At 58.8% G+C, this 26,744-nt stretch carries 24 protein-coding genes and 1 pseudogene; 14 read left to right on the top strand and 11 right to left on the bottom strand.

What is annotated here, in order from left to right; translation table 11 throughout:
* The first annotated feature begins 6 nt into the window (after positions 1-6).
* From AC2AXP_RS20640 to actS, 3 genes are all read left to right on the top strand, one after another.
* Positions 7-1,497 carry a YadA-like family protein gene (locus AC2AXP_RS20640; protein ID WP_371902244.1) on the top strand — a complete coding sequence of 497 codons (1,491 nt, stop codon included), beginning with the start codon at positions 7-9 and terminating at the stop codon, positions 1,495-1,497.
* Between the two features lie 197 nt (positions 1,498-1,694).
* Positions 1,695-2,039, top strand: coding sequence for a helix-turn-helix domain-containing protein (locus AC2AXP_RS20635; protein ID WP_484381906.1), 345 nt, complete (start codon positions 1,695-1,697; stop codon positions 2,037-2,039).
* A 71-nt stretch (positions 2,040-2,110) separates the two neighbouring features.
* Positions 2,111-2,890 carry an amidase activator ActS gene (gene actS / locus AC2AXP_RS20630; RefSeq protein WP_004959097.1) on the top strand — a complete coding sequence of 260 codons (780 nt, stop codon included), beginning with the start codon at positions 2,111-2,113 and terminating at the stop codon, positions 2,888-2,890.
* A gap of 32 nt (positions 2,891-2,922) precedes the next feature.
* Here actS and lldD read toward each other — a convergent pair whose 3' ends face one another.
* The 3 genes from lldD to AC2AXP_RS20615 all read right to left on the bottom strand — a co-directional run bounded on the left by lldD (position 2,923) and on the right by AC2AXP_RS20615 (position 6,935).
* Positions 2,923-4,062, bottom strand: coding sequence for an FMN-dependent L-lactate dehydrogenase LldD (gene lldD / locus AC2AXP_RS20625; protein ID WP_004959099.1), 1,140 nt, complete (start codon positions 4,060-4,062; stop codon positions 2,923-2,925).
* Between the two features lie 38 nt (positions 4,063-4,100).
* Positions 4,101-5,681, bottom strand: a complete 1,581-nt coding sequence (locus AC2AXP_RS20620) for an L-lactate permease (RefSeq protein ID WP_039991792.1) — start codon at positions 5,679-5,681, stop codon at positions 4,101-4,103.
* A 333-nt stretch (positions 5,682-6,014) separates the two neighbouring features.
* A complete protein-coding gene (locus AC2AXP_RS20615) occupies positions 6,015-6,935 on the bottom strand; it encodes a LysR family transcriptional regulator (protein ID WP_004959103.1) in 921 nt (306 codons plus the stop codon).
* A 200-nt stretch (positions 6,936-7,135) separates the two neighbouring features.
* On the opposite strand from AC2AXP_RS20615, the gene AC2AXP_RS20610 reads away from it, so the two are divergent.
* From AC2AXP_RS20610 to AC2AXP_RS20600, 3 genes and pseudogenes are all read left to right on the top strand, one after another.
* Entirely contained in the window at positions 7,136-8,788 is a 1,653-nt protein-coding gene (locus AC2AXP_RS20610) for a multidrug ABC transporter permease/ATP-binding protein (RefSeq protein WP_004959105.1), read from the top strand.
* A 365-nt stretch (positions 8,789-9,153) separates the two neighbouring features.
* A pseudogene (locus tag AC2AXP_RS20605) lies at positions 9,154-9,276 on the top strand (YmiA family putative membrane protein); the annotation flags it as partial.
* Positions 9,277-9,288: 12 nt separating this feature from the next.
* The gene (locus AC2AXP_RS20600) at positions 9,289-9,459 is read left to right on the top strand and encodes a hypothetical protein (RefSeq protein WP_004959106.1); all 171 of its coding nucleotides are present in this window, start codon (positions 9,289-9,291) and stop codon (positions 9,457-9,459) included.
* Here the strand turns inward: AC2AXP_RS20600 and AC2AXP_RS20595 are convergent.
* The gene (locus AC2AXP_RS20595) at positions 9,456-10,685 is read right to left on the bottom strand and encodes a CynX/NimT family MFS transporter (RefSeq protein ID WP_416153061.1); all 1,230 of its coding nucleotides are present in this window, start codon (positions 10,683-10,685) and stop codon (positions 9,456-9,458) included. The genes AC2AXP_RS20600 and AC2AXP_RS20595 overlap by 4 nt on opposite strands.
* Before the next feature lie 197 nt (positions 10,686-10,882).
* Positions 10,883-12,616: an ABC transporter ATP-binding protein/permease gene (locus AC2AXP_RS20590; RefSeq protein ID WP_484381905.1), complete on the bottom strand. Its 1,734-nt coding sequence runs from the start codon at positions 12,614-12,616 to the stop codon at positions 10,883-10,885.
* Positions 12,617-12,815: 199 nt separating this feature from the next.
* Between AC2AXP_RS20590 and AC2AXP_RS20585 the strand changes: the two genes are divergently transcribed.
* Entirely contained in the window at positions 12,816-13,523 is a 708-nt protein-coding gene (locus AC2AXP_RS20585) for a hypothetical protein (protein WP_004959110.1), read from the top strand.
* A gap of 38 nt (positions 13,524-13,561) precedes the next feature.
* Here AC2AXP_RS20585 and AC2AXP_RS20580 read toward each other — a convergent pair whose 3' ends face one another.
* Both AC2AXP_RS20580 and AC2AXP_RS20575 read right to left on the bottom strand, forming a co-directional pair.
* Positions 13,562-14,212: a DsbA family protein gene (locus tag AC2AXP_RS20580; protein ID WP_039992584.1), complete on the bottom strand. Its 651-nt coding sequence runs from the start codon at positions 14,210-14,212 to the stop codon at positions 13,562-13,564.
* Positions 14,213-14,235: 23 nt separating this feature from the next.
* Positions 14,236-15,120, bottom strand: a complete 885-nt coding sequence (locus AC2AXP_RS20575) for an MBL fold metallo-hydrolase (RefSeq protein WP_004959114.1) — start codon at positions 15,118-15,120, stop codon at positions 14,236-14,238.
* 109 nt (positions 15,121-15,229) lie between these two features.
* On the opposite strand from AC2AXP_RS20575, the gene AC2AXP_RS20570 reads away from it, so the two are divergent.
* Positions 15,230-16,141: a LysR family transcriptional regulator gene (locus AC2AXP_RS20570; RefSeq protein WP_198773901.1), complete on the top strand. Its 912-nt coding sequence runs from the start codon at positions 15,230-15,232 to the stop codon at positions 16,139-16,141.
* Between the two features lie 304 nt (positions 16,142-16,445).
* Positions 16,446-17,603, top strand: coding sequence for an MFS transporter (locus AC2AXP_RS20565; RefSeq protein ID WP_004959118.1), 1,158 nt, complete (start codon positions 16,446-16,448; stop codon positions 17,601-17,603).
* Here the strand turns inward: AC2AXP_RS20565 and AC2AXP_RS20560 are convergent.
* Entirely contained in the window at positions 17,590-18,513 is a 924-nt protein-coding gene (locus AC2AXP_RS20560) for a LysR family transcriptional regulator (RefSeq protein ID WP_198773902.1), read from the bottom strand. The genes AC2AXP_RS20565 and AC2AXP_RS20560 overlap by 14 nt on opposite strands.
* 132 nt (positions 18,514-18,645) lie before the next feature.
* Here AC2AXP_RS20560 and lysA point away from each other — a divergent pair, with 132 nt between their 5' ends.
* Positions 18,646-19,902, top strand: coding sequence for a diaminopimelate decarboxylase (gene lysA, locus AC2AXP_RS20555; RefSeq protein WP_039992585.1), 1,257 nt, complete (start codon positions 18,646-18,648; stop codon positions 19,900-19,902).
* A gap of 99 nt (positions 19,903-20,001) precedes the next feature.
* Here lysA and AC2AXP_RS20550 read toward each other — a convergent pair whose 3' ends face one another.
* Both AC2AXP_RS20550 and AC2AXP_RS20545 read right to left on the bottom strand, forming a co-directional pair.
* Positions 20,002-21,012: a LacI family DNA-binding transcriptional regulator gene (locus tag AC2AXP_RS20550; protein ID WP_198773903.1), complete on the bottom strand. Its 1,011-nt coding sequence runs from the start codon at positions 21,010-21,012 to the stop codon at positions 20,002-20,004.
* Between the two features lie 86 nt (positions 21,013-21,098).
* Positions 21,099-21,413 carry a PTS lactose/cellobiose transporter subunit IIA gene (locus AC2AXP_RS20545; RefSeq protein WP_039991797.1) on the bottom strand — a complete coding sequence of 105 codons (315 nt, stop codon included), beginning with the start codon at positions 21,411-21,413 and terminating at the stop codon, positions 21,099-21,101.
* A gap of 182 nt (positions 21,414-21,595) precedes the next feature.
* On the opposite strand from AC2AXP_RS20545, the gene AC2AXP_RS20540 reads away from it, so the two are divergent.
* The 4 genes from AC2AXP_RS20540 (at position 21,596) to AC2AXP_RS20525 (ending at position 25,590) form a co-directional block, all read left to right on the top strand.
* Positions 21,596-22,918: a PTS sugar transporter subunit IIC gene (locus AC2AXP_RS20540; protein WP_004959127.1), complete on the top strand. Its 1,323-nt coding sequence runs from the start codon at positions 21,596-21,598 to the stop codon at positions 22,916-22,918.
* A gap of 8 nt (positions 22,919-22,926) precedes the next feature.
* The gene (locus AC2AXP_RS20535) at positions 22,927-24,354 is read left to right on the top strand and encodes a glycoside hydrolase family 1 protein (protein ID WP_198773905.1); all 1,428 of its coding nucleotides are present in this window, start codon (positions 22,927-22,929) and stop codon (positions 24,352-24,354) included.
* A gap of 10 nt (positions 24,355-24,364) precedes the next feature.
* On the top strand, positions 24,365-24,682 hold the full coding sequence (locus AC2AXP_RS20530; protein ID WP_039991799.1) for a PTS sugar transporter subunit IIB: 318 nt from the start codon (positions 24,365-24,367) through the stop codon (positions 24,680-24,682).
* Positions 24,683-24,816: 134 nt separating this feature from the next.
* Positions 24,817-25,590: an FCD domain-containing protein gene (locus AC2AXP_RS20525; RefSeq protein ID WP_004959133.1), complete on the top strand. Its 774-nt coding sequence runs from the start codon at positions 24,817-24,819 to the stop codon at positions 25,588-25,590.
* 6 nt (positions 25,591-25,596) lie between these two features.
* Here AC2AXP_RS20525 and galR read toward each other — a convergent pair whose 3' ends face one another.
* A complete protein-coding gene (galR, locus tag AC2AXP_RS20520) occupies positions 25,597-26,616 on the bottom strand; it encodes an HTH-type transcriptional regulator GalR (RefSeq protein ID WP_004959134.1) in 1,020 nt (339 codons plus the stop codon).
* Between the last annotated feature and the right edge of the window lie 128 nt (positions 26,617-26,744).

The following is a 26,744-nucleotide window of genomic DNA, read 5'->3' as shown; positions in this document are numbered from 1 at the left end:
AGATTAATGACGAAGCAAACGACGAAGTTCAAACTGGCGCTGGTGGCGCTGGCTATTTCCGGCTCGCTATTTGGCGAGGTGGCGTTAGCCGCCCCCGGAGCCGGCTCTTATGAGGCCGGCGGTGGCCTGGCCCCGGGTGCGGATTCGGTGGCGGTGGGCGCCGGTGCGGCGACGGACGCGTTGACCGATCGGCAGACCGCTCTTGGCGTTAACGCCACCACGCAGGGGCGGGGATCGACGGCGGTAGGCATGAACGCCGGGGCAACCGGCACCGAATCCGCAGCCTTGGGTAACGAAGCCAAGGCCAGCGGCGACTTTTCCACCGCGGCCGGTTATTACGCGTCGGCCAGCGGCGTGCAGGCGACGGCGATTGGCGAAGAGGCCAGCGCCAGCGCGGACAATGCCAGCGCGTTTGGCAGCAAATCCAAAGCCTCCGGCGTCAATTCCGTGGCGCTCGGCGTCGGTTCGGTGGCAACGGAAGATAACGCGGTATCGATCGGTGCACCGGACGCTACCCGCAAAATGACCAACATGACCGATGGCGTGGCGGCCACCGACGGCGCCACCGTCGGCCAGCTTAATACCGCTGCCAAAACCTTGCAGGATGGCATAGATGCCAACAAAACCGCTATTGGCGTCAACGCCGGCGCCATTGCCGACCAGCGACTGGCGCTGGACAAGGCGCAATTGGCCGCCGACCAGGCGGGCACGGCGGCGGTCAACGCCCAGGCCGGCGCAGACGCTGCCGCGACGGCCGCGGCCAACGCACAGGCGGGCGTCGATAAAAATGGCGCAGATATCGCTATCCATCAGCAGGCAATTGACAAGGCGCAGCAGCAGGGGCAGCAGAACGCCAGCGATATCGCGGCCAATAAAACGCTGACCGAAGGCGCGCAAAAATCGGCGGATCTGGCGCAAGCCACGGCGAATACGGCGACCACGGCGGCGGCAGGCGCGCAGCTGACGGCGGACAAGGCGCAGGCCGGCGTCGATGATAACGCGCAGAAAATTGCCAAAAACAGCAGCGACATCGGCAGCAATACGCAGCAGATTGCCGATACCACCAATAAATTCAATCAATTTGCCGAGGCTACGACTAATACCACCAGCGAACTTGACGGTAAATTGACGCAGCAGGCCGGTCAATTGAATCGCGTCGATACGCAAACGCAAAGCAACACCCGCTCGATTGGCCAGCTCAGCAGCCGTATGGATCAGTTTGATACCCGTTTGGGGCAGCAGGACGCCAAAATCAATCACCTGAACAAACGCCTGAATGCCGGCGTGGCCTCTGCGTTCGCCATGTCGCAGATCCCGCAGGTGATGACGCCTGGCGCGTCGATGTTTGGCATCGGTGGCGGCACCTTCCATGATTCAAGCGCCGTCGCCATGGGGCTGTCTACCGCCACCCAGGGTGGGATGGTGGTCAAGTTCAGCGGTACCGCCAATACGCAGGGTGACTATGGCCTGGGCGCCGGCGTTGGCTGGCAGTTCTGACGGCACAGCGACCACGCTGATGGCCGTTGATTGGCCGCGGCACCCGCCTCGGCCAACCGTCGGTTAACCGCCAGGGCGTTGATCCGCGATATGGGGTCACGCCTGGCGGCAGTATCGCCCGGTTAACGGTTTACCGGGCCAGGGCGATGTCTGCCGCCGTTGGTCGATTATGCAGATGGCATGATAAGGAGGCGAGCGTGGCTCTACATAGCGTCACGGAAGCGGCAAAGCTGGTCGGCGTGACCCGGCGTACCATCTATCGCCATATTGCCAGCAACAAGCTGCAGGTTGCGGAAGGTCAGGGCGACAACATCAAAATAGACACTGGCGAACTGTTGCGCGTCTATCAACTGCCGGCACAGGCGCTTACGCCAAACGGTGCGGCCATCCTGCTGGAAAAACTGCTGCTGATGCAGCAGGATATCGCGCTGCTTACCCAGTCCGTCAATGAGATCAAGGCCAGGCTTGGCACGCCGGCACCGGCAGAAAAACAGCGTGGGCTGCTGGGTTGGGTAAGAAAAGCCAAAAGGCATAATCCCTGATCCCCGGCTTTTTGACTGCCTTGCCACAGGTGTTAAGATAGGCGGTCTTTATACGCCACCGGTGTATCAGCATGTCGAACAGATTGGGGATGGCTTTGGGCAGAGGAAGCATAACGGTAGGGTGGCGTCGCATCGCGGTGTGTCTGGCACTGGGCCTGCTGCTGGCGGGGTGTTCCGGCAAAAACAGCTATAATCGCGATTATGACAAGCTGCCCAAAGGCAGCTATAGCGGTAAAACCTACACCGTCAAACGCGGCGACACGCTGTATTACATTGCCTGGATCACGGATAACGAAGTTAGCGATCTGGCGCGCATCAACAAAATCCGCCCGCCCTATAGCCTGGCGGTCGGACAAAAGCTCAGGGTAACCCCGAGCGCGACGGCGTCCTCCACTGGCCGCAAATCGGCTGGCCGTTCCTCCGGCACGGTATTGGCGAAAAGTACCCCGCCGCCGGGTGCCGCGCGCTGCTGGCGCTGGCCGACCAGGGGTAAAATCCTGGTCAAGTTCTCTAATTCCGACGGCGGTAACAAGGGCATCGATATCGCCGGCAGCCGTGGCCAAGCGGTGTACGCGTCGGCCACGGGCAAAGTGGTCTATGTGGGTAACCAGTTGCGCGGTTATGGCAACCTGATCATGATCAAGCACGGCGAGGACTTTATTACCGCCTATGCCCATAACGACAGCACCCTGGTGCGCAATGGCCAGCAGGTAAAGGCCGGGCAGAAAATCGCCACCATGGGCAGCAGCGGTACCGATTCGGTGCGCCTGCACTTCCAGATCCGCTATCGCGCGACGGCGCTTGATCCATTGCGCTATCTGCCGCCGCAGGGCAGTTCGCCATCATGTTAAACAACAGGCCGGTTAATACCGGCCTGTTGCATTTACGCTGATTTAACCAACAGTTCCGGCGTAATGTCGCCGATGCTTTTGGCCCCGGTCAGCGTCATCGCCACACGCATCTCCTTGTCGATCAAGCTCAGCAAGTTGGCCACGCCGGCCTCACCGGCAGCGGCCAGCGCATAGACAAACGCCCGCCCCAGCATCACGCTATCGGCGCCTAGCGCTATCATGCGCACCACGTCCAGCCCGTTGCGGATGCCGGAGTCGGTCAAAATGGCGATATCTCCCTTGACCGCATCGGCAATGGCCGGCAGGGCGCGGGCAGTGGACAACACGCCGTCCAATTGGCGGCCGCCATGGTTGGACACCACAATGCCGTCGGCGCCAAAGCGCACCGCGTCTCTGGCATCTTCCGGGTCAAGAATACCTTTGATAATCATTGGCCCCTGCCAGAATTCGCGGATCCACTCCAAATCCTGCCAGGAAATCGACGGATCGAAGTTGGCGCCCAGCCAGCCGATGTAATCTTCCAGATTGGTTGGCGTACCGCGATAGGCCGACACATTGCCAAGATCGTGGGGCTTGCCGTGGATGCCGACATCCCAGGCCCATTGCGGATGGGTCATCGCCTGCCATACGCGGCGCATGGCGGCGTTCGGGCCGCTCATGCCGGAGTGCGCATCGCGGTAGCGTGCACCAGGTACCGGCATATCAACGGTAAATACCAGGGTTTTTACCCCGGCGGCCTGCGCTCGCTCCAGCGCGTTGCGCATAAAGCCACGGTCTTTCAGCACATACAGCTGGAACCACATGGGCCGATCGATGGCCGGCGCCACCTCTTCGATCGGGCACACTGAAACGGTCGACAGGGTGAACGGAATGCCTTTGGCGGCGGCGGCGCGTGCGGCCTGCACTTCACCACGGCGGGCGTACATGCCGGTCAGCCCGACCGGCGCCAGGATCACCGGCATCGCCAATTTTTCGCCGAACAGGGTGGTTTCCAGGCTTAGCTCGGACATGTTTTTCAATATGCGCTGACGCAGCGCGATATCGGCCAAATCGGCGGTGTTACGCCGCAGGGTATGTTCCGCGTAAGCTCCGCCGTCAATGTAATGGAACAGAAAAGGCGGAAGCTTAGCCTGTGCTGCGGCCCGGTAATCGGTTGAAGCGGAGATGATCATGATATCTACCTTACTTTTGTCGTTAACTTAGGTTCCCTTCAGAAAGCCAGCACCGATCCGACGGCCGCGGCAATCACGCCGTAAACCAGCATCGGCAGGACGGTCTTTCTGATGATTTTCCCTTCGGCGTTGCTAATGCCGAGAATCGAACAGACGGCGATGATGTTATTGAGGCACACCATATTGCCCATGGCCCCGCCGACCGATTGCAGCGCCAGCGTCAGGTTGACGTTCAAACCGCTGCTGACGGCGATGGAGTGCTGAATGCCGCCGAACGTCAGGTTGGAGACGGTATTGGAACCGGAGAAGAATGAACCGAGCGCGCCGAGAAATGCCGAAAACAGCAGCCATCCGCTACCGGTGGTGTCGGCCAGCGCCTGGCCGATGATAATCACCGGCGCACGGTCGCCGCCTTGCATCATCATGTTGACCATGATCAGCGCGCCGAGCAGGGCGATAAACGGTTTACTGATGCGTGCGGCGGTGTCGCCGAACATATTACGCACCTGGCTGGCGTTCAGCCGAAACAGTGGAATGGAAATCAGCACCACCAGCAGGAACGGGATCAGCGCCGGCACGTACAGCGTTTTATAACTGGCGCTGACGCTGGTGCCCAGCACCTGCTGCAGGTTGATGATCAACGCCTTGCTGAGGCTCAGCTCACCCAGCCAGCCCAGGCTGCCTTGCCACAGGGGGGCGGTGCTGTTGAGCAGCGCCTTCAGCCCCAATTGGTGAATGCGGGTCACGATTAAAATGGCGATCAGCAGCAGCGTGGGGGTCATTGCCTTCAGCACCTGGCCAAAGGGAATGGCGGCGCCGGGCGTGTTGGCCGGCTCGTTGCTCAGGCCAATACGGCTACGCGCCAGCAGCACCGACAGCGTCAGGCCAATCGCGCCGCCGAGCAAGGCAGGGAACTCGTAATTTACCTGCGCCAGCAGTAGGTAGGGCACGGTACAGCTAACGATGCTGAGCAGGATAAACACCAGGTTATGGCGGATCTGTTGCCAGGAAACGATAAAGCGCAGAGCGAGGATCGGAATGATAAATCCAGCGACAAAATGAATTAACGCACTCAGCCGGCCAATGTCCAGCAGGTTGCCGTCACTCAGGCCCAGATTGGCGAAGCCAAACCAGGTTGGCGTGCCTACCGCACCGAACGAGACCGGTACGGAGTTCATTACCAGCGTCAGCAGCGCAACGCGCAGCGGGTTAAAGCCCAGGCCAACCAGGATCGGGGCGGCAATGGCGGCCGGCGTGCCAAATCCGCTGGCGCCTTCAATCATAAAGGCGAAGGCCCAGCCGATGATCATCAACTGGGCGACCGGGTTGGGGCTGATGTTTTCCAGCCAGTTGCGTATCACATTTTCAGCACCGCTGATCTGCATCAGTTTATTCAGCAGGATCGCACCGGCAATAATGGTAATTGGCGTGAACACCGCCACCAGTGCGCTGATGATGTTGGCGTGCAGCAGGAGCGGTGCGCTGCCGAACCACAGCAGTTGCACCGCGTATACCACCGCTGCGGTCAGCGGCAGGGCCAGATAAGAGGGCACGCCTTGACGTTTCGTCATCATCCATATCAATAAGACGATGGGAGCGATACTGAAAAACAGGGACATATCATCCTCAGAGGTCATTATTCTTGTAGGGGAGAGGTGTTACAGAGTCGTTAATTTCCACGGCGCGTTATTCTAATCACAACATAATGTGATGTTCTATGACGCATTTTTATAACAATCGTAGAGTAACGGGAAACAGACGTATCGGCGTCAGCGGTCGGCACCAGAGGGAACGGTAAACACGTTAAAAATCAGTGGGGTAAAAAAAGATATTGTGTGATAAAAGCGCGTGATCACATTTATTAGGCGTTTATTCTCAATAGATTATATCCAAATATCGCCTAATCCATGCCGGCGCTGCGGCATGGAATGAACGCAATACGCTGTCGTCGCTCAAAAATAATGACTGATATTTTTATAACTGCAGATGATGTGCTCGATCAGCAACCGGGTTTTCAGCGGCAAATTACGCGTGTACGGGTACACCGCATACACGCCGAGCACTTTGCCGCAGTGTCCGGCCAATATTTCCAGCAGTTTGCCCTGCTGCAGATCCTCGTACACCATGCAACGCGGCACCATGGCAATGCCGTAGCCGCCGATGACCGCTTTGCGGATCGCCCGCGCATTATTGGCGGAAAGGTTACCGTTGACCTGCAGTTCGGCAATCTGGTCGCCGGTCGGCTGTTTGACCAGCCAGTTGGCGCTGCCGCTTTCCTGATAGGTATAGGTCAGACAGTTGTGATTGAGCAGCTCGGCGGTGGTGGTGGGTTGTGGATGGTGTTCCAGATAGCTTGGCGAACAGACGATCACCCAACGGGAGTCGAGGATATGCCGGGCAATCAGGCTGGAGTCCGGCATGGTGCCGGTGCGGATCGCCAGATCGATGCCTTCGTTGACCAGATCGACGAAGCGGTTTTCCAGCCGCATTTCCACCTTCAGATCCGGATGCTGGGTGCAGAATTCGGCCACGCTTTCGCTGAGCAATAATTCGCCGGAAATGGTCGGCACCGACATGCGGATAGTGCCGGTCAGCGCCTCGCTCCTTTCGCTGACCGCGTACAGCGCTTCCTGCATCTGGCTGCTGATGGTCCTGGCATGGCGATAAAGCTCCTGGCCGTTTTCTGTCAGCGTCAGGCTGCGGGTGGTGCGGTACAGCAAGCGTGCGCCGAGCGACTTTTCCAGCCGGCCGATGCGTTTGCTGATCACCGAACTGGTGATACCGGCGCTTTCCGCCGCCTTGCTAAATGAGCCGCATTCAACAATTAACGCAAACAGAATCAAATCGTTGGCATATTCGTGGGTAGGTAACATAGCGCCCTGTTTTCCGTGGCCATGACGAAGCGTCAGTGTAGAGCCTGCCGGGCCGGAAGCAAACTGTTAACGCTGCCAGGCAGCCTGCGGCCCACTGCGCGGCGTCGCCCGGTGCCGTGGCGAATGGTGATATTTGATTGATATCACCCTCGTGCCGACTACAATGCCTGCCATTGCTTTTTTTTGTTCAGGGGTTATTCATGGAATTGCTGCGGGTGGTGTATCACCAGTATCGCTGGCCTTTTGTGGCGGTGATGGCATTAACCATGGCCAGTGCCGCGTTAGGTATTGGCATCATTGCTTTTATTAATCTGAATTTGATGGCGGCGGCGGGCAATCCGCTGACCATACTGCCGCAGTTCCTCGGCCTGCTGGCGCTGCTGATGGTGGTGACGCTGGCATCGCAGCTGGCGTTGACCGCCCTGGGCCACTATTTTGTCTATCGCCTGCGTGGTCAACTGATCAAACGTATTCTGGATACCGATATCGAACGCATCGAACAGTTGGGCAGCGCCTCGCTGCTGGCCAGCCTGTCGAGCGACATCCGCAATATCACCCTGGCGTTTGTCCGCCTGCCGGAACTGGTACAGGGCATTATCCTGACGCTCGGCTGCGCGGCCTATCTCGGCTGGCTGTCGCCGCAGATGCTGGTGGTCACCGCCATTTGGGTTGCCGTCACTATTTTCGTCAGTTGGGTGCTGGTGTCGCGGGTGTATCGCCATCTGACTCTGGTGCGTGAAGCCGAAGAGCGGTTATATCAGGATTATCAATCGGCGATTGACGGGCGCAAAGAGCTGGCATTAAACCGCGACCGCGCCAAGGCGCTGTTTCAGCAAGCCTATCAGCCGGATGCCGTGGACTACCGTCACCATATTATCCGGGCGGATACCTTCCACCTCAGCGCGGTAAACTGGTCGAATATCATGATGCTGGGCGCCATCGGTCTGGTGTTCTTTATGGCCAACAGTCTGGGTTGGGCCAATACCACCGTGGCCGCTACCTATTCATTGACCCTGCTGTTTCTGCGCACGCCGCTGTTACAGGCGGTTGGCGCTTTCCCCACCCTGCTCAGCGCGGAAGTGGCGTTTAACAAGGTCAAGTCGCTAAAACTGGCCGCCTATCAGGAAGCGTTTCCCGCCGCGGTAGCCAAGCCATGGCACACTCTGGAGCTGCGCGATGTGGTATTCCACTACGGTTCGAACGAGCAGCGCCAGGGGTTCGCCGTCGGCCCGCTTAACCTGACGTTGCAGCGCGGGGAACTGGTGTTTCTGATTGGTGGCAACGGCAGCGGCAAATCGACGCTGGCGATGCTGTTGACCGGGCTATACCAGCCGGTCAGCGGGCAAATCCTGCTGGATGGCAAGCTACAGCAAGCGCAGGACCGTGACGACTATCGCCGGCTGTTTTCGGCTATTTTCACCGATTTCCATCAATTCCAGCATTTGCAAGGGCCAAACGGCGCAGCGCCAGATGCCGCGCTGGTCGAGCGCTGGCTGGAACGCTTGAACATGAAGAGCAAGCTGGAGTTTGACGGTAATCGCGTGACCAATCCGCAGCTATCGCAAGGGCAGCGCAAGCGGTTGGCGTTGCTGCTGGCGGTTGCCGAACAGCGTGAAATCCTGTTGCTGGACGAATGGGCCGCCGATCAGGATCCGCAGTTCCGCCGTATCTTCTACCGGGAGCTGCTGCCTGAGTTGCGGGCGTTGGGCAAAACGGTGTTTGCCATCAGTCATGACGATCACTATTTCGAACATGCCGACCGACTGCTGGAAATGCGCGCCGGGCAACTGAGCGAATTGACCGGCAGCGAGCGCGAACGCGCCAGCCGGGATTCGGTCACGCAAATCGGCTGAACGCGTTAATGCATCGGCTCGGCGCCTGACCCACCGAGGCATGCCGGCAGCGCAGGGAACGCGCTGCTCCTGTCGACTCCCCAACTGAAAATTCTGATTCTGCCATTGATAAACCTGTCTGTCTGTTAACGCCCGGTTGATTTTTGCGTCGCCGAAAAATGGCAAACTCTCTGGCGTGTGATAGCAGGTAAGACAATTTTATCCTTTCTTTTTAACTGGTTATCGAATATCCCCACTTATGTACTGCCTAATAAGATTTTTCTTAGTACAATTTCCTTTCTTTCGCCATAGGAAAAAACTCATTATCGATCGTTTAAAACGATCAATAATGAGTTTATAATTACTATTATCTATTAGTTGGCGGGGAACGTATGGACTATAAGGAAGATCCCCAGCTGCGGCGGAAAGCCTGGCTGGCCGTTTTCATCGGATGCGGTGTTTTTTGGATCGTGGTGGGCCTGACGGTCTACTGGTTTTTGACCACTTAGGGAAGCAAGACGATGAAAAAGAACCCAGAAACAAAAAAGCAGTCACGGCGGCCGGATAACGGCAAGGCGAAAATCCCGCCGTCGTGGCAACTCAACGAAGCGCAACGTTCATTTATTGAAGACCTGTGGCAGGATGACGACGCCAAAACCCCGACGCCGGATCCTGCCCGCGCGCCCGATTAACCGATAACCCGACTGCGGCCAGCCAGGATGCCAAACAGCATCTGCAGCAGGGTTAATCCCAATAGAATGCCGAGCGGCACGTTCCAGCTTTGCGTCAGATCGTGCAGCAGGCCGAACAGGGTCGGGCCAACCGCCGCCAGCAAATAGCCGACGGACTGGGCCATGCCGGACAATAACGCCGCCTGCTGATGATGCTGGCTGCGCAAGCCAAAGAACGACAGCGCCAGTACCAGCGAGCTACCGGCTCCCAGCCCAGCGAATACCAGCCATACCAGCGAACTGGCCGGCAACAGTAATAACCCTCCGACGCCGATAAAAATCAGCAAAGAACTGACCAGGGCAATAGCCCGCTGGTCGCGCGCGCGCGGCAGAATGATCACCATCACGAAGTTCGCCACGATGGCCACCACCTGGTAGATGAACAGTTCGAAACCGGCCTGTTGTGCCGAGGTGCCATGGCTGGCGGCAAAGGCGCTGAACCAGCCGATGATGGTGTAAAACGTGACCGACTGCAGTCCCATAAACAGCGCGACCTGCCAACCGAGCGCGCTGCCCCACGGTGAACGAGACGGCGATAGCGCCCTGGATGGCGCCTGTAGGGGCATCGGTTGGGGCAAGGCGCGATTGCGCAACTGCGGTAGCCATACCAGCAGCGCCAACAGCGCCGGCAACCCCCAACACAACAGAGAAAATCGCCAGCCGTTATCGTTCAGCGCTGCCAGCGGTACCGCCATGCCGGAGGCAATCGCCGCCACCAGCGACATCACCGCGGCATAGGCGCTGATCATGGCTGCTGCGCGCTGCGGGAAATCCCGTTTGACCAGGGTTGGCAGCAGCACGTTGGCAAAGGCTATCGCGGCGCCGATCAGCCCGCTGCCAAGCCACAGCAGACTGGTTGGTGGCTGCGAACGCAGTGCAATGCCAAGCACCAGCATCAGCAAGGCCAGCCCCAGCGTGCGTTCGATGCCGATACGCTGTGCCAGCGCCGGGGTCACGGGCGACAGCAGCGCAAACAGTATCAGTGGCAATGAGTTCAACAGCCCGGCGGCGGTGGCCGACAGCGTCAGTTGCTGCTGGATTTGTTCCAGCAATGGGCCGACGCTGGTCAGTGCCGCACGCAGGTTCGCTGCTACCAGCATAATGCCAACGATCAACAGCAAAGGGCGGTGTAACCGACGGCGCGTGGCAGCGGCAGTGGAAATGGCAGATGAAACGGGTTGGGGCATACAATCCTCGCACCAGGGCATGCAGCCAATCAATTCTGCATGGCGTGATGCGTTGATTGACGTTAACGCTTACGTAGCGGCCAGTGGCCGATATCTGTGCGCCAGTGTAGGCAACAACGCCATGCCTGACAAGCGGCGCAGGCAGATAATGACGCCGGCGGGATACGCGCCCCGTCGGACGCCGGTAGCAGAGGGGGTTATGCCGAACTCGGCAGCGGGCTTGGCGTCATTCGCGCTGGCCGATCGCCCTGGCGGCTGAATCGCCAGCAGTGCTGATGGTATTTTGCCACGCTGTTGCGGTGGGCCACGCTTATCAGCGTTACGTTGGGCAATTCATCCCGCAATAGGCCATACATCAACTGTTCGGTTTCGTCATCCAGCGCGCTGGTGGCTTCGTCAAGGAATAGCGTATCCGGCCGGGTGAGAATGGCGCGGGCAAATGCCAGCCGCTGTTGTTCGCCCGGTGACAGGCGGTGACTCCAGTTGGCGGAGGTATCCAGCCAGCGCTGCAGATGGCTCAGCCGGCATTTTTGCAGCGTTTGCAGCAATGCGGCATCGTCGTATTCATTTTCCACCTGCGGATAGCTTAATGCTGCGCGTAGCGTACCGATGGGAATGTAACTGCGCTGCGGCAGAAACAGCGTGCTGAGGCTGATATCGCGATAAATGGCACCGTTGCCATACGGCCAGATACCGGCAATGGCGCGCAGCAGCGTTGATTTTCCGCAGCCGGAAGGGCCGACGATCAGCACGCGTTCACCGCGTTGCAGCGTCAGGTTGGCGTCGGTCATCAGCGGCTGGCCGCTCGGCAGGTGCAGGCTGAGGTTGGTGAGCGTCAGCGGTTCGGTGCCCTGCCGCTGCAACGCGATGCCGCGCGGCTGGTGATGTGCCTGATCGACTGCGGCGTTGAAGCCGGCCAGACGGTTGACGCAGGCTTTCCAGGTGGCGAGATCGTTAAAGGCGTCGATAAACCACGACAGTGCCCCCTGCACCTGGCCGAAGGCCGAAGCAATCTGCATCATGCCGCCCATCTGTATGGCGCCGGAAAAATAGCGCGGTGCCGCCACCAACAGGGGAAAGATGATCGCGAACTGAGCATAAAAATTACTGGCGATGTTGAGCCGACGGGTGACGCGCATGATCGACCACCAGTTACTGCGAATCGCCTCGAAGCGGCCGCTCAACTGTCGGGTTTCGTGCGCTTCGCCGTGGTAGAGGGCGATGGCATCGTTATTCTCGCGGATGCGGATCAGCCCGAAACGAAAGTTGGCTTCATAGTGCTCCTGATTGACGCCCAGCATTACCAGCGGCTTGCCGACCCAGCCAATCAGCAGCGAGCCGAGCACCGCGTATAACAAGGCGAACCAGAGCATGTAGCCCGGCAGGGTAACGCTATGGCCGAGCAGGGCGAAGGTCAGCGGCCCGCTGACATGCCACAGAATGGTGACGAAGGAACACAGCGTCACCAGGCTGGACAGCAGGCCGAGCGACAGCGACAGCGTGTATTGGGTCAATACGTTGAGATCTTCGGCAATACGCTGATCCGGGTTGTCAATCAACTGCTGTTGCTCGGTATGATAATAGGCCTGATGCGTCAGCCAGCGGGTCATGTATTTTTCCGTCATCCAGCGCCGCCAGCGCATTTGCAGGCCCTGGGTCAGATAGACCTTGTACACCGCCAGCACAATGAAGATCAGCGCCAGATAGCTAAAGCGCCACAGCTGCTGCTTGAAAACCGGATAGTTCTTGTTCTGCAACGCGTCATAAAACACCTGATTCCACTGGTTAATCTGCACGCTGATGTAAACCAGCCCCAGCGAAAGCGCTACGATGGCCAGCAGCATCGCCCAGGCGCGCCACTTTTCTTCAGATATCCAAAACGGTTTTATCAGTTGCCAGATGGCATGCTTTTGCGTGAGGGGACTGTTCATACTGCTCCTGGTCAAAAAAGCCAGCGATCAGCATGTGCGCTTGGCCGGTAACAAACAAACAGCGCTTGTAAGCAGGTTTAACCAGCCTAACCCTTTGAAATATCATCACTGAATCGGCAAGGGTGAAGCTGGCCGATCATCCGGTTATACTGGCGCCAAATCAGCATGTTTGCTGTTTGCGTGACGGAAAGGAAAAGGCATGAAGGCGTTGTATCCCCTGTTGCTGGCTTATGGGGCGTTGGTCAGCGAGCAGGCGCTGGCACAAATTGATGAGCCGGATATTCAGGCAGACTGCCGGAAAGTGTCCGGTTATGCCGAACTGGGCACTGCCGCCTATCAACGTGGCGATTATGTCAAAGCCGCCGAGATCTTCCGCGATCAGGCCGCGTGGAGCGAGTTTTGCGGCAAAAGCGAGCGGGCAACGGCAACCGCCTACAACAATGTGGCATTGGCGTGGATCCATGCCGGGCAGTTACTCAAGGCGCGGGCTTACCTGGCGTTGGCACCGAACGACGGTAAATCTCAGCATAATCTGGCATTGCTGCAGGCGCGATTGGCGCAGCAACCGGCGCCTGACGGCCCGGCTGGCGTGTATTGGCAGTATGCCGGCCGTGGCGTGTGGAGCGAGGTCAGCGTAGCGCCGCAGGGCAAGCGCTGGCATATCAGCTATGCCGGCTACTATATGCCGGGCATGGGATTGTACTATGGGCCGAATATGGGCGAGTTCAGCGATCTGCTGAGCATTACCGACCACCGGGCGGTCTACCATCAGTCGGTCGAAGAGGTGGGTATGGCGTGCGATGTGACCCTGAAATTCAGCGCCGATGCCGTCGATCTGCATACCCAGGGCGACTGCGGGTTTGGCCATAACGTGCAGGCGCAGGGGCGCTTTGTCCGGGTAGAATAAGCCTGCAGCGGGGAGACGCCAGCGTCTCCCCGGCGGCATCAGGCCCAGGTGACTGCGCCGCTCAGCGCTGCCGTCCAGCCGGCAACGTTGTTCAGGTAATTGCTGGCCGGCAACTGGCGCATGTGTCCTTCGCTATCTTGCAACACAAACGTCGGGAAGCCATGGCCGCGAACTTTGGCCAGTAACGCCCGGCTGTCGGCGATGTGCTGGGCGGTTGGCGCACCGCTGTTGAAGCGCATTTCGGCGATGAACGCGGCGGAAGGCAACCCCAGCTCGCGTGCCAGCGACTCCAATACCGGCGTGTCGGCAATGCGTCGACCTTCCTGGTAATGCGCCTGTTGAATGCGGTGCAGCATGTCCAGCCCACGTCCGGCCAGCCGTTGCGCAGCCAGGATGGCGGTGATCGGCGGCGTTGAATCCAGCATCGCCGTGCTGTCACGTAGCAGCCCGTTGAAATAGGCTTCGCCAAAGCTCTGGCCGGTCAACTCGGCAATCCGGCGATCGTGCGGCATCACATACTCGCGCCATTCATCACCGATCGGCCGGCGGTTGTCGCCGGTCATCATGCCACCGGCGTGCAACTCGATATTCAGCTCCGGCAGGCTCTGAGCTGCCTTAAGCAGCGGTGCGGCGCCATAACACCAGCCGCACAGCGGATCGTAAATATAATGCAGGGTGGCAGAGTTCATCATATACCTCGATGCGTTAGCGTTTATTGCGGCCATTTCATTTCGCCTTTCAGCACCTTGGCGCTCAATTCCAGGCTCGATTCATCCTTCAGGTTCGGGTAGTGCTTTTTCATCGCCGCTATCAGTGCGGCTGCATCCTTGGCTTGCGGCAACTCGGTTTCCAGCGTGGTCAGGTAACGCTGGGTAAAGCTGACGGAAGCCAGCGTTTGCGGCGCGCCTGGCAGGAAATGCCCTGGCACCACAACCTGTGGTTTTAGCGCTTCAATGCTGGCCAGCGTTTGCTGCCAATGGGCGCGTGAGGTTGCCGTCTGGTTATCGGCAATCCATGGGTGAATGTTGTCACCGGCCACCGCCACGCCGCCGACCACTGCCTGTAGCGACGGGATCCACGCGTAGGTGCGTTCCGGCGTTGGGCCATTCAGGCCTTTCACTTCCACCTTTTGTCCGTCAATAGTGAAGCTGTTGCCCTGCAACGGCTGCGGTACGACGACGCTTTTCGGCGCATTTTGCTTCAGGATCGGCCCCCAATAGGCCAGTTTTCCGTCTTTTGTCGCGTTGATTTCTTTGATGGTTGCCGGCGTGGCGATGATGTTGGCCTGCGGGAACGCAGCTTTAATCACCTCCAGGCCGAAATAGAAATCCGGATCGGAGTGGCTGATGTAAACGGTGGTCAGTTGCTTGCCGGTAGCCTTGATCTTCTTGACCAGCTGTTCAGCGTCGTTGCGCTGGAACTGGGCGTCGATCAGCGCGACCTGGTGCGGGCCGCTGATGATTTCGGAAGACACCGGGAACACGCTGTCGGCGCCCGGGTTGTAGACTTCCATGGTCAGTGAACCGGCTGCGTTGGCGTAGGTGCTGACGGCGGCGACGCCGGTGAATGCCAGAGCGATAAATGATTTTTTAAACATGTGCAGGTGTCCTATCGATGTTGTTTGCTGACGGAAAGATAGTAGGTTGCATGAATCGATAGAAAAACCGGATAATGAGCAATTATTGATTGCATAAATCGGACGAATTATGGATCGCATTACCGCCGCCGAAGTGTTTGTCTCCATCGTCGAACGGGGCAGCATGATCGCCGCCGCTGAGGCGTTGGGTATGTCGCGCGCCATGGTGACGCGTTATCTGGCGCAGATGGAACAGTGGGCCGGTGCGCGCTTGCTGCATCGCACTACGCGCAAACTCAGCCTGACCGATGCCGGTGAGCGCACGCTGCAACGTTGTCGGCAAATGCTGCAGGTGGCGCAAGACATCGATCTGGCGCAGGAGGAGTCGTCTGATGAGCTGCGCGGGTTGCTGCGCATCACCTGTTCGCAATCGCTGGGGCAGACCGCGCTGGTAGGGGCGGTTAGCCAGTATCTCAAGCGCCATCCGCAGGTCGCGGTCGATCTGCAAATGAATAACCGGGCGGTCAATCTGGTGGAAGAGCGCATCGATCTGGCGCTGCGTATCACCAACGAGCTGGATCCGAACCTGATAGCCCGGCCGCTGTCCACCTGTGCGTCGGTGGTCTGTGCCGCTCCCGCTTACCTGGTCGCGCACGGTACGCCGCGCCAACCGCAGGATCTGGCGTTACACAACTGCCTGACCTATTCCTATTTCGGCAAGAGCCTGTGGCATTTTGAGCATCAGGGCGTGAAGTCGGCGGTGGCGGTGAGCGGCAACCTGAGCGCCAATGAATCGGTGGTGTTAATGGCCGGCACGCTGCAAGGCGCCGGGATCTCGTTGCAGCCGTACTATTCGGCCGCCCCGCTGCTGGCGAAAGGGGAGCTGGTGGAATTGATGCCGGGCTACCAGCCGCAATCTATGGGTATTTACGGCATTTATACGTCGCGTCGGCAAATGCCTGCCACGCTGCGTACCATGCTGGACTTTCTGGTGGAGTGGTTCAGCCACGATGCGCAGTGGTTGGCGACCTTGCGCCGCTAACGTCACCCCAAGGTAATATTTCCTCACATTTTTCATCATTAGCTCATTCAAGCGCTTAGCCGGATAACGCGGTTTTTTTATGCGCCGCGCGTGGCGCTACGCTGGTTTTATGCCGGCGACGCGTGCTATTCCTATGGCGTGGAATAAGAAAATTATACTTAATAATTATAAGGTTATATCGTTTAGCCCTACCTGTTCCCTACACCTATTCATCTGATGACGGGCGACCCTGTGGTTCGCCTGTTTTTTGCGTTTTTTATCGGCCGCGCGTGCGCGGGGTCGTGGTTAATTGGGAGCGTTAGTCATGCCTGTTTCTCTGCTCGCACTGGCATTAAGTGCATTCGCCATCGGCACCACCGAGTTCGTTATCATGGGGTTGCTGCCTGAGGTCGCACAGGATCTGCAGGTCTCCATTCCGTCGGCCGGCTGGCTGATCAGTGGCTATGCGCTGGGCGTGGCGATAGGTGCGCCAATCATGGCGCTGTTGACCGCGCGTCTGCCACGTAAAAATACCTTGTTGCTGTTAATGGCGATCTTTATCGTCGGCAACCTGATGTGCGCGCTGGGCTACAGCTACGGTTTTCTGATGCTGGCGCGCATTATTACCGCGTTGTGCCATGGCGCGTTCTTTGGCATCGGCGCGGTAGTGGCGGCCAACCTGGTGGCGCCGAACCGCCGGGCGTCGGCGGTGGCGCTGATGTTCACCGGTCTGACGCTGGCCAACGTACTGGGCGTGCCGTTGGGTACCGCGCTGGGGCAGGCACTGGGCTGGCGTTCAACCTTCTGGGCGGTGGCACTGATTGGCGTTGCCGCGTTGCTGGCGCTGTACCGTAACCTGCCGGTGGTAAAGGACGAGGCGCCAACCGATCTGAAAAAGGAGCTGGTGGCGTTGCGTGGCGCCGGCGTCTGGCTGTCGCTGATGATGACGGTGGCATTTGCCGCGTCGATGTTCACCCTGTTCACCTACATCGCGCCGCTGTTGACCGACGTGACCGGCGTTTCACCGCATGGGGTTAGCTGGACGCTGCTGCTGATGGGGGTTGGCCTGACGCTGGGTAATATTCTCGGCGGTCGTCTGGCCGACTGGCGGCTGGGCGTGACCCTGGCCGGGGTATTTCTGGCGATCGCGCTATTTTCCGCGTTGTTCAGCTGGACCAGCAGTGCGCTGATCCCGGCGGAAATCACCCTGTTCCTGTGGGCGGCGGTGTCATTTGCTGCGGTACCGGCGTTGCAGATCAACGTGGTGACCTACGGCAAGAAAGCGCCGAATCTGATTTCGACCCTGAACATTGCCGCGTTTAACCTTGGCAATGCGCTAGGGGCCTGGGTTGGCGGCGTGACCATCGCGCAGGGGCTGGGGTTGACGGCGGTGCCGCTGGCAGCCGCACTGCTGGCGCTGGTTGGCCTGGTGCTGTGCCTGGTGACCTTTGGCCGCGCCCGCCGCCAGGCTAGCGCGCGATAACCGTAGCCAGACGGGCGGGGAAATGTGCCGCCCGCTGTTGCAGATGCGTAACGAAGGCGCTGACCAGCGCCGACGACGGGCGATGCAATGGCCGTATCAGGCTGACGGTGAACGGTACGTCGATGCTGAACGGCCGCAGGTGCACCCCACTGTCGGCGTAATCCAGCGCGGTCAGCGGGTTGACGATCGAAATGCCGACGCCGGCCCTGACCATGGCGCACACCGAAGCCGCGCTGTGCGTTTCCATCACCATACGCCGCTCGACCCGCTGTTCGTTGAACAGCGCGTCGAGCAGTTGGCGATAGCTGTCGGTGTTCGACAGACTGATAAAGTTTTCCCCGGCGAAGTCCTGCGGCGTCAGCACGCTGTTCGCCAGCAGCCGGTGCCCTCCGGGCAGCACGCAAACCTCGTTCAATGTCATTAACGTCATGCGCTCGGTGCCGGCCGGGGTCTGGTTATTTTCCGTCAATCCCAGGTCGTGGCGCTGCGCCGACAGCCACTCTTCCAGCAGCGGCGATTCCTGCGGTATTACGCTGAAACTCACTTCCGGGTACTGGTCGATAAACGGTTTGCACACCGCGGGCAGCAGCGACTGGGAAAACACCGGCAGACAGGCGATGGACAGTTGCGCCTGCTGAAACTGACGAATGCCGGCGGCCGCGGTCTTGATGCGCTCCAGACCATAGTATGAATGCTGAACTTCTTCGAACAGCCGCAGCCCCTGCACCGTTGGCGACAAACGCCCGCGCACCCGATCAAACAGCTGCAGCTGTATCAGTTTCTCAAAACGCGCCAGTTCACGACTGACGGTGGGCTGCGAGGTTTTCAGCAAAATCGCGGCTTCGGTGAGATTGCCGGTGGTCATCACCGCATGGAAGATTTCAATCTGGCGCAGCGTTATGGCGTGCATGGGAGTCTCCGGCAGCGCGTAAAGTCGGTTATCAGGTATATCATAAATGAATAGACTATGGAGAAACGGATATTTTCCCGCCGATTGTCGCTGCGGCATGATAGTGAAAACGTTTATTTTGAGAATTCTGCCATGCCACGCGCCTTGAATGACACTTCCACTGCGTTGAATGCCACCAATCTGTTGGCGCTGCCAGCGCGTTTCGGCTGCCCGGTCTGGGCTTATGATGCCGCGATTATCAGTGCGCGCATCAGCCAGTTGCGCCATTTTGACGTGATTCGCTTTGCCCAGAAGGCCTGTTCTAACATTCATATCCTGCGCCTGATGCGCCAGCAGGGCGTCAAGGTTGATTCGGTGTCGCTGGGTGAAGTCGAACGCGCGTTGCAGGCCGGTTATCAGCCGGGCGGCGACGAGATAGTGTTTACCGCCGATGTGCTGGACCACGCCACGCTGGCGCGCGTCAGCGAACTGAAGATCCCGGTCAACGCCGGTTCGATCGATATGCTGGAACAGTTGGGTCAATGCTCGGCCGGGCACCCGGTGTGGTTACGCATCAATCCGGGCTTCGGCCATGGCCATAGCCAGAAGACCAATACCGGCGGCGAAAACAGCAAACACGGCATTTGGTATGCCGATTTGCCAAAGGCGGTGGAAAAAATTCAGCGCTACGGCCTGACGCTGTTGGGCGTACACATGCATATCGGTTCCGGCGTGGATTATCAGCACCTGGAGCGGGTGTGTGACGCCATGGTACAGCAGGTGATCGATCTGGGGCAGGATATTGCTGCCATTTCGGCCGGTGGCGGTCTGTCTATCCCGTATCAACACGGCGAAGAGGCCATTGATACTGAACACTATTTTGGCCTGTGGGACCGCGCTCGGCAACGTATTGCCGCGCACCTGGGTCACCCGGTGGCGCTGGAGATCGAACCGGGCCGCTTCCTGATGGCGGAGGCTGGCGTACTGGTGGCAGAAGTGCGTGCGGTGAAGGATATGGGTAGCCGTCACTTTGTGCTGGTTGACGCTGGCTTCAACGATTTGATGCGTCCGGCGATGTACGGCAGTTATCACCATATTTCATTACTGCCGGCCGACGGCCGCGATACCGCAGGACAGCCGCTGCGCGATACGGTGATTGCCGGTCCGCTGTGCGAATCCGGCGACGTCTTTACCCAGCAGGCCGGCGGTGGGGTGGAAACCCGTGCGCTGCCGGCGGTGCAGGTGGGGGATTATCTGGTGTTCCATGACACCGGCGCTTACGGCTCCTCGATGTCTTCCAACTACAACAGCCGCCCGCTGCTGCCGGAAGTGCTGTTTGAAAACGGCGAGGCGCGGCTTATCCGCCGCCGTCAGACCATCGACGAGCTGATCGCGCTGGAACGGGTGTAACGCAACGTCATAGCGCATTGCGACGAATAAACCCCGGGGTTGCAGCCGCAGCCGCCGGGGTTTTTTTATTGCCAACGGCAGCGCGCCGGCAGAGGGGGATTATTTGGCGTACGGACCGGCTATCACCGATTCACGCAGCTTCAGTTCACCGGTGAATGGCTGCAATGCCAACAGGGGATCGCCGTTAATCAGGCGTAGCGCCTGGCCGATGGCGGCTTCTATCATCGCATCGATCGGCAGATAGACGGTAGACAACGCCGGTTGCAGATAGGCTGCGCTTGGTTCGTCGTCAAAACCGAACAGTGATACATCGTGCGGCAGACGTTTACCGGCCTGGCTGAGCGCCTTCATGGCGCCGATGGCCATATCGTCATTGCTGGCGAACAGCGCGCTAAAGGCGGCAGCGCCTGCCAGCAGGTCGCGACAGCCGCGATACCCCCCAGCCACGCTGCTGTCGCCGTAGGCCACGCGGGCGTCGTCAAAGGCTATCTGATGCTGTTGCAGCGCCTGGCGATAGCCCGCCAGCCGTGACTGGGCGGTTGGCGTGGCGATCGGGCCGGTAATACAGGCTATTTCACGATGCCCCTGGCCAATCAGATAATCCACTGCCTTGAACGCCGCCTGCTGCTGTTCGAAGAACACGCAACGTTCCCGCGCCTGCGGCAAATCCCGGTTAATCACCATCATCGGCACCGGCAGGCTGTCGAGCAGCGCCATCAAGGCGGCTTCATCCATAAAGCGGGTGTAGAGGATAATGGCGTCACAGCGGCGATCCGCCAGCAGCTGTACCGCCTGCAGCTCGTCCTCCGGCGTGTCGTGGCCGTCGGTAACGATCAGATGCTTGCCGCTGGCCTCAATCAGTTTGGCGGCCTGGCGCAGCAGGCGGCCAAAGTAGGGGCCATCGAAATTGGACACCACCAGGCCAATGCTATTGGAGCTTTTGTTCGCCAGCGACTGGGCAAGAAAGTTGGGTCGGTAGCCCAGCTCGTCCATCGCCTTGAACACCGCGTCGCGGGTGCTCTTTTTCACCTGGCCGGTGCCATTTAAAACGCGGGATACCGTTGCTTTCGACACCCCTGCGCGAATGGAAACATCCAACATGGTGATCATCTGTGGCTAACCTCGTAATGCAAACGTCCGCTGTGGAAAGTAGTGGCAGTCTAGCATAGGGGCTGGCCAAGGACAGCGGTCGATCGCTAGGCGAACACCTCCTGACGCAGCAATACGATCTCCTGCGCCAGATCGTGACACAGCATGGCGGTCATCAGATGATCCTGTGCATGAACCATGATCAGGTTTACCGGGATCTTGCCCACGCCTTCATCCAGACCAATCAATTGGGTTTGTACCTTGTGCGCTTCGCGCGCGGCGGCCTGCGAGGCGGTCAACGCCTCCTGCGCCTGTGCCCACTGACGCTGCCGAGCCGCCTGAATGGCCGACATCGCGTGGGATCGCGCTTCGCCAGCGTTGATCAACAGTTCCATTACCGTTTGTTCCAGATCGATCGTCATGATAGTTCCTATTGGTATGCCAAAATTGGCTTTTTTCATCATATTGGAATCCCAATATCCCCTTGTGAGAGTGTGATCACAGAAAAATAATCCGCTTGGCTTATTTTTGGTATGCCAAATCGCGAAACAGCGGTACGCGAATCGGTCATCTGAGCCAGCACAACACAACAAGGGGTGGTGTCATGTCATTTCGGGACCGGCTAATAGACTCTCTGGGAGCCTTCGCCAACAAGTTCAACAGTTACAGATACATCATGGCCATCAAGGCGTCGTTCATCACGCTGATGCCGGTGATTATCGTCGGCGCGTTTTCGGTGCTGATCTCCAATATGGTGATGGATCCCAAGAACGGCCTGGCCAGTTTCGCCATGTTCTCGTTCCTGGCGGATTTCAAGCCGATCATGAGCAGCATCAACTACGCCACGCTGAGCTTTCTCAACATTGGCGCGGTATTTCTGATCGGTATCGAGCTGGGCAAGATTAACGGATCGCGATCGCTGTTCCCCGGCCTGCTGGCGGTGATCTGTTTTATCGCGGTCACGCCGACCACCGTTGAACTGATGGTCAACAACCAGATGCAGGTGGTGAAAGACGTACTGGCGAAGCAGTTTTCGGATACCCGCAGCCTGTTCCTCGGCATGTTTATCGCCATTTTGTCGGTAGAGGTCTATTCCAGACTGGAAACCCTCGACCGGCTGAAAATCAAAATGCCGGAAAGCGTGCCGCCGAACGTCTCTGCGTCGTTTTCGGCGCTGATCCCGGCGATCATCACCGTAGTGGCGATCGCCACCTTTGGCTTTGTCTTCCACCGCGTCACCGGCATTTACCTGTATGACGCGGTGTATCAGGTGGTGCAGCAGCCGCTGGAAACGGTGGTGCAAAGCCTGCCTGGCATTCTGATCCTGATGTTCGTGGCGCAGCTGTTCTGGGTGATTGGCATTCATGGCAACCAGATGGTGAAACCGATCCGCGAGCCGCTGTTGCTGGGGGCGATCATGGTCAACATGACCGCCTTCGAGCAGGGCAAGGAGATCCCCAACATCATCACCATGCCGTTCTGGGATGTGTATATGAGCATCGGCGGATCCGGCATCACGCTGGGGTTGCTGTTTGCGGTGATGATCGCCACCAAGCGCAAGGAGATGCGGGAAATCAGCAAGCTGTCGCTTGGGCCGAGCTTCTTCAACATCAATGAACCGGTGATCTTCGGGATGCCGATCATGCTCAACCCGATCCTGGCGATCCCGTTCATCATCACGCCGCTGGTCACCGGCACCATCGGCTATTTCGCCACCAGCATCGGTTTCGCCGGCAAGGCGGTGGTGATGGTGCCGTGGACCACGCCGCCGATCATCAATGCCTGGCTGTCGACCGCCGGATCGATGGGGGCGGTGGTCACCCAGTTGATCTGCATCGTGGTCGCCACGCTGATTTACCTGCCGTTTGTCAAAGTGGCGGCGCGCCGCGCCGAGCAGGCTGAACAACCCGTTATACAGAATGCATGAGGTGCGCAATGAGTCAGGTTTCACTCGAAATACCCAGCGATTTTATCCTCGGCGCGGCGGCTTCCGCCTGGCAGACCGAGGGCTGGAGCGGCAAAAAACCGGGGCAGGATTCTTACCTGGATTTGTGGTATCGGCACGATCGCCACGTTTGGCATAACGGCTACGGCCCGTCGGTCGCCACCGACTTTATCAATCGCTACCGTGAAGACGTGGCGTTGATGAAGCAAAGCGGCGTCAGCCATTACCGTACGTCGATCAACTGGTCGCGTTTCCTTACCGATTATGAGCAAGGGGTGGTGGATGAGGAGTACGCTGCCTATATCGACGCCTTGCTGGACGAAATGAAACGCCAGGGCGTCGAGCCGATGCTGTGTCTGGAGCACTACGAGCTGCCGGGTTACCTGCTGGAAAAATACCAAGGCTGGAACTCCAGGCGGGTGGTGGAACTGTTCGTACTGTATGCGCGTCGGGTATTTGAGCGCTTCGGCGACAAGGTGACGCGCTGGTTCACCTTCAACGAGCCGGTGGTGGTGCAGACGCGGGTGTATCTTGACGCCATCCGCTGGCCGTACGAGCAGAACACCGGCAAATGGATGCAGTGGAACCACCATAAAAATCTGGCGACCGCTTCGGTGGTGCAGTTGTTCCGCCAGATGGGCTGTGCCGGCAGCATCGGGGTGATCCTCAACCCGGAAGTGACCTATCCGCGCTCCAGTGCGCCGCACGACCGGCGTGCCGCCGAGCTTTACGATCTGTTCTATAACCGGGTGTTTCTCGATCCGGCGATCAAGGGAGAATACCCGGCGGAACTGCTGACGCTGCTGAACCAGCATGGGGTGCATTTTGCCTGGACGCCGGAGGACATGGCGCTGATCCGCGACAACACCGTCGACGAAGTGGGTATCAACCTGTATTACCCGCACCGCGTCAAGGCGCCGAGCCGCCAATGGCACAGCGCAACGCCGTTCCACCCGGCGATGTACTACGAGCATTTTGAACTGCCGGGGCGGCGGATGAACAAATCGCGCGGTTGGGAAATCCTGCCGAAAATCGTTTACGACATGGGCCTGCGCATGCGCGACGAGTACGGCAACATTGCCTGGTTTGTCGCTGAGAACGGCATGGGCATTGAGAACGAAGCGCAGTTTAAAAATGCCGACGGCGAAATCCAGGACGACTACCGCATCGAATTCATTGGCGAACATCTCTATTGGACGCTGAAAGCGGTAGAGGCCGGGGTGAACTGCCGGGGCTATATGCTGTGGGCGTTTACCGACAACGTGTCGCCGATGAACGCCTTCAAGAACCGCTACGGCCTGATTGAGATCGATCTGGACAACCAGCGTAACCGGCGGCCAAAAAAGTCGGCGCACTGGTTCCGCGCACTGAGCGACAGCCGGCGACTGACCCTGACGCTTGACGATGAAAACAAATAAGGAATTGCTGATGAAACGAATCGTTCTGGCCTGCTCGGCGGGCATGTCCACCTCGCTGGTGGTGACCAAAATGGAAAAAGAGGCGGCGGCGCGCGGGCTGGAATTACAGATCTACGCCATCCCCGAACAGAATCTGCGAGATGAGCTGCAAAGTTACGGCAACGATATCCTTGCGGTGCTGCTGGGGCCGCAGGTGCGCTTCAAGCTGACGGAAAACAAAAAGCTGACTGACCACTACCAGATCCCGATCGCGGTGATCGATTCTGTGGCATACGGCACGTTAAACGGCGCAAAAGTACTCGATCAGGCGCTGGGTTTGGTAGACTAGCCCGGTTGTCGTCCCAACGGCTGGCGGGTGAGCCCATCATCCGCCAGTGCATGCCGTCGGGAGCGGACTTTTCGGGCTAGATACCTCTTGTATGCAAGGTATGGCATGGGCCAGGCGTCTTTCAGGGTGAAACGGTGGACAAAGTCGTGATTCCGCAGGAAAAAAAGCAGTATCAGGAGATTGGACGGGACCTTCGGCAAAAAATTCAGCAGGGCCATTTCGCTATCGGCACGCGTCTCCCGCCCGAGCGCAACATCGCCGAAACCTACGGTGTCAGCCGAACTATTGTGCGCGAAGCGCTGCTGATGCTTGAACTGGAAGGTACGGTGGATATTCGCCAGAGCTCGGGCGTCTACGTGATCCGCATGCCGAACGACGCGGCGGAAGATGACGATTCGCTGTTGCACAGCGAGGTCGGGCCGTTTGAAATGCTCCAGGCGCGCCAACTGCTGGAAAGCAATATCGCGGCGTTTGCCGCCAAAATGGCCACCAAGGCCGACATCGAAAATTTGCGGCGTACGCTGGAACAGGAACAACGCGCCATCATTGCCAATGACGAAAGCGGCGACAATGACAAGATGTTCCATCTGCTGATCGCCGGTGCAACCCAGAATCAGATGCTGCTGGATACGGTAAAAAGCCTCTGGCAGCGGCGGGATGCCAGCCCGCTGTGGCAGCAGTTGCACAGCCGCATTGCTACCAAGGGCTATCGGCTGAAGTGGCTGGCGGATCACCAGAACATTCTGGCGGCGCTGCGCCGTCGCGACGTGATGGGATCGTATCAGGCGATGTGGCAGCACATGGAAAACATCAAAGGCACGCTGATGGAGCTGTCTGACGTCGATGCCCCGGAATTCGACGGCTATCTGTTTGAGTCGGTGCCGATCTTCCAGGGCAAGCTGGTGTAGGGCGAACTACCCCTGGTCGAGCGCATTGTTGATGCTGGCGACCGAATGGCGCCGCACCAGCGTCGGGCTGAACATATTGGTGATTTCCGGCAGCGGCTGGCCGTTGGCCAGCGCCAGCGCCAGTTCTGCCGCCTGGGTTGCCATTGCCACCACCGGGTAGCGCACGGTGGTCAGGCGCGGTCGCAGATAGCGCGAAATCAGTACATCATCAAAGCCAATCAACGATATCTGCCCCGGCACGTCGATGCTGTTATCGCTCAGCACCGACAGCGCCCCGGCGGCCACCGGATCGTTATAGCAGGTCACCGCGCTGAAGCTCTTGCCGCGCCCCAGCAGTTCGGTCATCGCCTGCTCGCCGCCAATTTCGTCCGGTTCGCCGTAGGCAATCAGCTTTTCATCCACCGCAATACCGTGTTCCTGCAACGCGTCCAGATAGCCCTGCAGGCGATCGGTGGCGTCGGAAATCTGGTGGGTGGAACAGATGATGGCAATGCGCTGGTGCCCCTGCTGGATCAGATGGCGGGTCGCCAGCCAGGCGCCGTAACGATCGTCCAACGCCACGCAGCGGGTTTCATAACCGGGCAGCGTGCGGTTGATCAGCACCATACCGGGGATTTGCTGCATCCAGACGCTCAGCTCCATATCGGTCAGTTTTTTGGCGTGTACCACCAGTGCTGCACAGCGGTGGCGCACCAGCTGCTCTATCGCCTGACGCTCTTTTTCGGCGTCGTGGTAACCGTTGCCAATCAGCAGAAAGTTATGGGTGGTGTAGGCCACTTGCTCAACGGCCTTCACCATGGCGCCGAAGAACGGATCGGAGACGTCGGAGACGATCAGTCCGACGGTTTCGGTGGATTGTTGCGCCAGCGCGCGGGCGTTGGCGTTGGGGTGATACTGTAATTGCTCCATCGCCGCCAGCACTGCGCTGCGCGAACCATCGCTGGCCTTCGGCGAGTTATTGATCACGCGAGATACCGTGGCAACGGAAACGCCCGCCAGCCTGGCAACATCCTTTATGGTAGCCATATATGCTTCAACTTATCCTGGGGTAATCGCTTACATTCCCCAGTTTTGCGGAAAAACCGTTCGGCTGCAAGTCGCCGACTGCGTAACTGTGGCGGCGTTGGCAGATATTGGCACGTTATCCTCATTTG

The organism is Serratia sp. Sp408, from assembly GCF_057180665.1.
The sequence above is the reverse complement of the archived record's forward strand: the minus strand, read 5'-3'. Positions and strand labels throughout refer to the sequence as shown.